Annotated in this window: 11 protein-coding genes; all 11 read right to left on the bottom strand. The window is 68.1% G+C overall.

The window, feature by feature from the left end; genetic code table 11:
* A partial coding sequence (locus AC1DZ6_RS15000; protein WP_477097957.1) for a M56 family metallopeptidase occupies nucleotides 1-696 on the bottom strand: 696 nt, incomplete at its 3' end.
* Nucleotides 686-1054, bottom strand: coding sequence for a BlaI/MecI/CopY family transcriptional regulator (locus AC1DZ6_RS14995; RefSeq protein ID WP_477097956.1), 369 nt, complete (start codon nucleotides 1052-1054; stop codon nucleotides 686-688). The genes AC1DZ6_RS14995 and AC1DZ6_RS15000, both read right to left, overlap by 11 nt.
* Nucleotides 1055-1155: 101 nt before the next feature.
* On the bottom strand, nucleotides 1156-1311 hold the full coding sequence (locus AC1DZ6_RS14990; RefSeq protein ID WP_477097955.1) for a hypothetical protein: 156 nt from the start codon (nucleotides 1309-1311) through the stop codon (nucleotides 1156-1158).
* A 106-nt stretch (nucleotides 1312-1417) separates the two neighbouring features.
* Nucleotides 1418-1966, bottom strand: coding sequence for a DUF1697 domain-containing protein (locus tag AC1DZ6_RS14985; protein WP_477097954.1), 549 nt, complete (start codon nucleotides 1964-1966; stop codon nucleotides 1418-1420).
* Nucleotides 1967-2029: 63 nt separating this feature from the next.
* On the bottom strand, nucleotides 2030-3193 hold the full coding sequence (gene metC / locus AC1DZ6_RS14980) for a cystathionine beta-lyase (protein ID WP_477097958.1): 1164 nt from the start codon (nucleotides 3191-3193) through the stop codon (nucleotides 2030-2032).
* Between the two features lie 163 nt (nucleotides 3194-3356).
* Complete coding sequence (locus tag AC1DZ6_RS14975; protein WP_477097953.1) at nucleotides 3357-3533, bottom strand: DUF1843 domain-containing protein; 177 nt, start codon at nucleotides 3531-3533, stop codon at nucleotides 3357-3359.
* 49 nt (nucleotides 3534-3582) lie between these two features.
* Nucleotides 3583-4443 carry a 3-mercaptopyruvate sulfurtransferase gene (gene sseA / locus AC1DZ6_RS14970; protein WP_477097952.1) on the bottom strand — a complete coding sequence of 287 codons (861 nt, stop codon included), beginning with the start codon at nucleotides 4441-4443 and terminating at the stop codon, nucleotides 3583-3585.
* A gap of 238 nt (nucleotides 4444-4681) precedes the next feature.
* Nucleotides 4682-5254 carry an N-acetylmuramoyl-L-alanine amidase gene (locus tag AC1DZ6_RS14965; RefSeq protein ID WP_477097951.1) on the bottom strand — a complete coding sequence of 191 codons (573 nt, stop codon included), beginning with the start codon at nucleotides 5252-5254 and terminating at the stop codon, nucleotides 4682-4684.
* A gap of 101 nt (nucleotides 5255-5355) precedes the next feature.
* Nucleotides 5356-6354, bottom strand: a complete 999-nt coding sequence (locus AC1DZ6_RS14960) for a cysteine synthase A (RefSeq protein WP_477097950.1) — start codon at nucleotides 6352-6354, stop codon at nucleotides 5356-5358.
* Between the two features lie 105 nt (nucleotides 6355-6459).
* Nucleotides 6460-6741, bottom strand: a complete 282-nt coding sequence (locus AC1DZ6_RS14955; RefSeq protein ID WP_477097949.1) for a hypothetical protein — start codon at nucleotides 6739-6741, stop codon at nucleotides 6460-6462.
* An 85-nt stretch (nucleotides 6742-6826) separates the two neighbouring features.
* A partial coding sequence (locus tag AC1DZ6_RS14950; RefSeq protein ID WP_477097948.1) for a class I SAM-dependent methyltransferase occupies nucleotides 6827-7237 on the bottom strand: 411 nt, incomplete at its 5' end.

Raw genomic sequence — 7237 nt, 5'->3', positions numbered from 1 at the left:
GGTCAGGACGGCGGCGTCGCAGGCGATCTCCTGGTCGATCCGCAGCCGGTTGGCGCCCAGGTGGACCAGGGGATTGAACCAGAACAGGCACTGCAGCGCCGTGGCCAGGGCGTTGATCTGGGCGTCGCCGGTGGTCAGGTGGTTGCGCTCGTGGGCCAGGATCAGGGCCTGCTCCTCGCGCGTGAAGCGCACCGCGAAATCGGCCGGCAGCACGACCTTGGGGGCCAGGGCGCCGATCACCGCCGGGCCGACGCCGTCACGCTCGGCATGGAACAGATCGCCGTCGTCGCGCAGGCGGCCCAGAGACTTGACGAACCGGCGCTGGCGCTCGGCCTGGACGACCAGGGCCAGCAGAGCGACCAGGCCCCAGATCGCGACCAGCGGACCGTCGAGATCCAGCGTCGGCGCGGGTTGCGAGACCGGCTTGGAGGGAGGCGCCGCCAGCGAAGGCGGCGCGGCCGTCATCGGCGCGGCGGTCGAGACGATGGGGGCGGGCAGGGCGGACGCTCGAACGACAACCGTCCGGGCGGGCAGCAGCACGGCCACCGTCGCCAGCGGTGCGATCAGCCACAGGGCGTAGGCCGCGCGGGCGCCGAAAAGGCCGCGCACCGGACGGCGCAGCAGCAACGCCAGGATCACGGCCGCGCCGATCGTCAGGTTGGCGCGGATCAGCAGGGCCAGCAGGTCACCGGCCATCGTCGTGGGCCTTCAGGATGCGGCGCAGCTCGGCGACGTCTTCATCGCTCAGGCGCTCGCGTTGCGAGAAGTGGCTGACCAGCGGGGCCAGGCGGCCGTCGAACAGGCGGTCCAGCAGGCCCTGGCTCTCGGCGTGCACATAGTCGCCCTGGGCCACCATCGGCCGATACAGGAAGCGGCGGCCGTCCTTGTCGGCGGCGATGGCGTTCTTCTTCAGCAGCCGATTCAGCAACGCCTTGACCGTGCCCTCGGCCCAGTTCTGGTCGTCGGCCAGAGCGGCGGCGATGTCCTCGGCGGTCATGGGACTCTTGGCCCACAACGCCCTCATGATCTCGCTTTCGGCGGTGCTGATCCGCATGGGAACCTCTCTTGTTCCCTGCAACGATTACCAACGTAAGCGTTGGCGTCAATCAGCGATTATGAATGTAAACGATATGTAATGCTGAGGTCGACGGCCGCTTAGGCGGGCCGGCCCCGATCGGTCGGCGCCGACGGCGCCCTGACACGGACGGGGATGGGGCGCAGCGCCAGCTTGGGCGGCAGCAGTTTCCAGACCATGGGAAGGACCAGCGCGATCAGGACGCAGGCCGCCGACAGCTCAAAGAGCCAGTTCATGTTTCGATGTCTCGAAGGCAAGGCCGCGCCGAAACCGATCAACCACCTCGCGGCGGCTCGCCCTCGACGGCCAAGGTCTCGATATAGGAACGCTTGGGACGACTTGTCAGGCGTCGTCGCCGATCATTTCCGCCAAGGCCAGCACGGCGGTCCAGCTGCGGCCGGTGATCCGCGTCCCCAGGGTCTTCTCGACCAGCCCGTTGGTCAGTTTCGAGCCGCCGATCCCGTCGGGATAGGTCGCATAGATCTGACGGCTTTCGGCCCGCGCCTGCTCGGTCCCTCGGATCGCGGCGCGCAGAGCGCCCATGGCCTTCTTGTCGGGGGTGTCCTTGCAGAACAGGATGATCAGCCAGCCGGGATCCTGGGCCGCGAAGTCGGGGAACGGGTTGGCGGCGACCATGGCGCGCCAGGCGTCGGCCGTTCGCACATAGACATCGGTGCGCAGCGAGAAGCGCTCCATCAGCGCGGTCTCGATCTGGATCTGCAGCTCGGCCCCGGTCTGTTCGCCGCTGGTGAACACCAGGTCGCCGACCTTGGGGCCGGTCTGGACGTCGGCATGGCCCAGTTCGGTCAGCAGGGCGGTCAGCTCGTCCGCCGTCACCTGGCGGTTCCCGGCGGCGTTGACGCCGCGCAACAGGGCGATGTGGACGGTCATGGGGCGGGCCTTTCGAACGAGGCGGTTGTCTAGACCTTCCGGACCGCGCCGTCGCTGAACGATTTACGCCTGGGCCAGCGCCGCGAAGCCGCGCTCAAGGTCGACGATCAGGTCGGCGGTGCTCTCCAGCCCCACGTGCAGACGCAACAGCGGGCCTTCGAGGTTCACCGGGACGGTGCGGTTCTTCAGCTGCGGGTCGCAGTGGATAGCCAAGCTTTCGTAGCCGCCCCAGGAGAAGCCCAGGCCGAACAGGTCCAGGGCGTCGAGAAAGGCGTGGACGGCCTTCTGCGAGGCGGGCTTCAGCACGACGCCGAACAGGCCGCAGGCGCCGGTGAAATCGCGCTTCCACAGGGCGTGGCCCGGATCGCCCTCCAGGGCCGGGTGCAGCACGCGGGCCACCTCGGGCCGCCCCTGCAGCCAGCGGGCGATCTCCAGGCCTTTCGCGCCGTGGACCGGCAGGCGGGTGGCCAGGGTGCGCAGGCCGCGCAGCACCGTGTAGGCGTCGTCGGGCGACACCGACCAGCCGATGTCCCACATCGCGTCGCCCAGCTGGTTGCCGATCACGTTGTCGGCGGTGGCGGCGCTGCCCATGAATACGTCTGAGTGGCCGCCGACATATTTGGTCAGGGCCTGGACGCTGATGGTCACCCCATGGGCCAGGGGCTTGAAGTAGAAGCCGGCGGCCCAGGTGTTGTCGATCAAGGTCAGGACGCCGCGGGCGTTGGCGGCGGCGGCGATGGCCGGGATGTCTTGCATCTCGAAGGTCAGCGAGCCAGGCGCTTCCAGCAGGATCATCCGGGTGCGCGGCGTGCACAGAGCGATCAGGGCCTCGGGCGACAGGGCGGGGTCGTAATAGGTGGTGGTCACGCCGAACCGGGTCAGCACGCGGTCGCAGAACCGGCGGGTTGGCTTGTAGGCGCTGTCGACCACCAGGATCTCGTCGCCGGCCTTCAGCAGGGCCAGCATGACGCCGGTGATCGCCGCCAGGCCCGACGGGTACAGCGTCACGTCGGGCGAGCCTTCCAGCTCGGCCAGGGCGACCTGCAGGTTGGCGGGCGAGGAGAGGCCGGTAATGCCGTAGGTCAGCTGATCGTCGTCGTAGAGCGAGGCGGCGTTGGGCAGCAGCACGGTCGAGCCGCGCTGGATCGGCGGATTGACCGTGCGGGCCAGCACGCCGCCGCCCTTGGGCGGGGCGCCCTTGCGGACCAGGCGGGTTTCTTCATCCAGGGGCATGGCGGACTCGGTGGGCTGCTGACCCTTGTGGTTTAGGGCGCGGGGGCGAGCCGGTTCAAGGCAGGATTTCCGTCCGAGCCAGGAGAGGAACTGGCGTGGAGGCCGTTGGGGGCGTGGAGGGGTGTCGAGCGCGCCAAGTCCCGGCGCGCCCGGCGCCTCAGCCCCGGTGTTCTTCGAGCTTGGCGATCTGGTATTCAAGTATGCTGATCATGGTAGGGAGGTCGCCATATTCCAGGAGATGCTGCCTGGCGACGGCCAGAACCTCCTTGAGACGGGACAGGTCGTCCGAGTGAACCGCTTCGATCATCCTGTCGTGAAAGCGTGTGCTGCTCATGGGCGTCGCCTTTGCTCGCGGGGTGTCTTCATCAGGGCATGCCGATGGACTAGAGCGGCGCGGCCTCGCCCGTCGCCACCGGCACGTCCTCGCGGCCGCCCCATTCCGTCCACGACCCGTCATAGACCGCCGCCCGGGGCTTGCCGAGCTGGGCCAAGGCCAGGGAGACGACGGAGGCGGTGATGCCCGAGCCGCAGGTGGTGGCGATCGGCTTGTGGATGTCGACGCCGGCCGCCTCGAACACGGCGGTCAGCTTGTCGGCCGGCAGCATGGTCCCGTCGGGGGCCAGCAGGGCGGACAGCGGAATGTTGCGCGAGCCGGGGATGTGGCCGCCGCGCAGGCCGGCGCGGGGTTCGGGGTCGCGCCCCTCGAACCGGCCGGCGGCGCGGGCGTCGATCACCTGCTCGCGGCCGGTCTCCAGGTTGCGCTTCATCTGGTCGATCGAGCGGACGATGTCGGCCTGGAAGCGCGGGGTGAAGTGACGTTCCTGCGGGGCGACGGCCAGGTCCTCGACCGGGCGGCCCTCGGCGATCCACTTGGGCAGGCCGCCGTCCAGCACGACCACGTCCTCGTGACCCATGGCCCGGAATTCCCACCAGACCCGGGCGGCGGGCAGGATGCCGCTGGTGTCGTAGACGACGATGCGCGAGCCGTCGCCCAGGCCCAGCTTCTTGACCCGCGAGGCGAACTTGATCGGCGAGGGCAGCATGTGCGGCAGGTCCGAGGTCTCGTCCGAGATCTCGTCGATGTCGAAGAACACCGCGCCCGGAATGTGGACCAGGTCGTACTCGGCCCGCGGATCACGCTTGGCGGCGGGCATGTGCCAGGACCCGTCCACGACACGGACGTCCGGCGCGTCGAGATGTTCGGCCAGCCAGGCGGTCGAGACGAGCGGATCGGTAGGGGTCATGACGAAAGCCTTTCGGGGTCTGACTCGCCCCTTGAGAAGGCGGGCAAGATCACGCGATCGGCGGTGCAGGGCAAGCCGTGAGGGCTGCTTTCCGCATTCCCTTGACCCGCTCATCCCGGCGAATGCCGGGACCCAGATCCCTTAGCTGTGGGGCTGATTGTAAGAGCTCGGAGCTTTTGGCGTCAGACCAAGCGTATTCCATCTGGGTCCCGGCATTCGCCGGGATGAGCGGAGAATATCAGGGATGCGCTTCGCTGAGGGAGTGCTCCTTGGCCTCCTCGACCATCTTCTCCTGCACGCGCTGGATGACGTCGAGTTTCTTGACGTTCTTGCCGGGGCAGGCGTGCGTGGTGGCCGGGTCCTCGCGGTGCAAGCGCATGGTGGTCGGGTCCAGGCCCAGCACGGACGAGAGGGTGGCCATGGCCGCCACGGCGTTGTCGCGCACCAGCGCGCCGCGGCCGGTGTCGAAGGCGTCCTTCTCATAGTCGCCCAGCATCTCCAGGCCCAGCGCGATGCTGTTCCAGCTGGGGGAGTGAACCCCAGACACCGTCAGCGGCGTGAACACCCAGATCTGCTTGTCGTCGACGAACAGATGCGGCCCCGCGCTCCATTTCTGGTTGTCGCGATAATAGGCTTCGAGATTGGCGATGTGGGTCTGGGTGAAACCCTGCGGCCGCTGGGCCAGGTTGGGCACCCCGGTGTTGTGCAAGGCGATGAACTTCGGTCGCCACGCCGACCAGGTCAAAGCTTCGCAGTAGGTTTCGAAAGCCTCCTGCGAGAAGCTCTTGCCGATGATACCCTTCCAAGCCATCAGGCCCTCCCGGTGCGAACTGGGACGATCCTGCACCGGATGGTTGAATTCTGCAACTTCCCGGTCAGTGGCGGCGCATCGCCCGCATCCCGAGCCTGGCCCTACATCCAGGGCGGGGTCGGCAGGCCCTTCTCGGCCAGGAAGGCGGGGTTGAAGAGCTTGCTCTGGTAGCGCGAGCCGTGGTCGCACAGGATGGTCACGATGGTGTGGCCGGGTCCCATGGCCTTGGCCATGCGCACGGCGCCGGCCAGGTTGATCCCCGACGAGCCGCCCAGGCACAGGCCCTCGTGCTGCACCAGGTCGAAGACCTGCTCCAGCATCTCCTCGTCGCTGATCCGGAACGGGTGATCGACGGCCAGGCCTTCGAGATTGGCGGTGACGCGGCCCTGGCCGATGCCCTCGCTGATCGAGGTTCCCTCCGACTTCAGCTCGCCGTCGGCGTACCAGCTGTACAGCGAGGCGCCGTGCGGGTCGGCCAAGCCGATCTTCACCGAGGGCTTGCGGGCCCGCAGGGCGGCGGCGACGCCGGCCAGGGTGCCGCCCGAGCCGATGGCGCAGATGAAGCCGTCCACCTTGCCGTCGGTCTGTTCGAAGATCTCCGGCCCGGTGGTCTCGAAATGAGCCTGGCGGTTGGCGACATTGTCGAACTGGTTGGCCCAGATCGCGCCGTTCGGCTCGGTCTTCGCCAGTTCCTCGGCCAGGCGGCCCGAATAGCGGACATAGTTGTCGGGGTTGGAGTAGGGGACGGCGTCCACCTCGACCAGCTCGGCGCCGAGCAGGCGGATGGCGTCCTTCTTCTCCTGGCTCTGGGTGCGCGGGATGACGATGGTGGTCTTGTAGCCCAGGGCCGAGGCGACCATGGCCAGGCCGATGCCTGTGTTGCCCGCCGTGCCCTCGACGATCCGGCCGCCGGGGCGCAGCAGGCCTCGCGCCTCCGCGTCGCGGATGATGCCCAGGGCCGCGCGGTCCTTGACCGACTGGCCGGGGTTCATGAACTCGGCCTTGCCCAGAATCTCGCAGCCGGTCGCGTCGCTGGCGCGGTTGAGGCGGATCAGCGGCGTGTCGCCGATAGCGTCGAGGACGCTGGTCTTTACGGTCATCTCTTCAGTCCGGCCGGTCGGGAGGTCGGTAGGGTAGATCGTGATGCGCGGCCGGTAAGCAAGGCCAGTTTTCCTGAAGGCGGCCTCCCCGGTTTCAGCGCAGGTTCAATCGATCCGCTGGGTGATGATCACGTTCAGCAGCGCCAGGTTGCCGTTCACCGACGCCGCCGCGCACCAGGCGCCGTGCAGGCCCTCGACCTCGACCAGATGGTTCTCGATGGCGTCGATCATGATGCCCTCGGCCACCGGGAACGAGGCGTCGCCCAGCAGTTGCTCGTCCTCCAGCTCCTTGCACCAGGCGGCGACCGCGTCGGTGGGCGCGTCGGCGTCGAACTGGGTGATGTAGGTGCCGCCGTGGAAATCCAGGACCATGGTGTAGAGGTTCATAGGGTCGACCTCGGGTACGCGATTGCACAGTGTACGCACACCCAAGGTCGGGATGCATGGTCTCGTTCGCCAGACCCGGACCGCCTTAGACCCGAGAGAGCCCCAGCTGGATTACGTTGGTGCGTTCGGTGCGGAACCCGGCCTCGCAATAGCTGAGATAGAACCGCCACAGCCGGCGGAACCGCTCGTCGAAGCCCAGGCCCTTGATGTCGTCCCAGGCCGCCTCGAACCGCGTGGCCCATTCGGCCAGGGTGTCAGCGTAGTTCTGGCCGAAGCGGTTGACCTCGGTCCAGGCCAGGCCGGCGGCGGCCGTCTCCTGGCGTAGTCGCGCCTCGCTGGGCAGCATGCCGCCCGGAAAGACGTAGCGCTGGATGAAGTCGGTGTGGCTGCGATAGCGGGCGAACAGCTCGTCGCGGATGGTGATGATCTGCAGGCCGGCGCGACCGCCGGGGGTCAGCACGTCGCGGATCTTGCTGAAATAGGTCGGCCAGTATTC

This window comes from Caulobacter sp. P1_B12_2, assembly GCF_056406675.1.
This window is presented reverse-complemented; position numbering and strand designations above follow the sequence as displayed.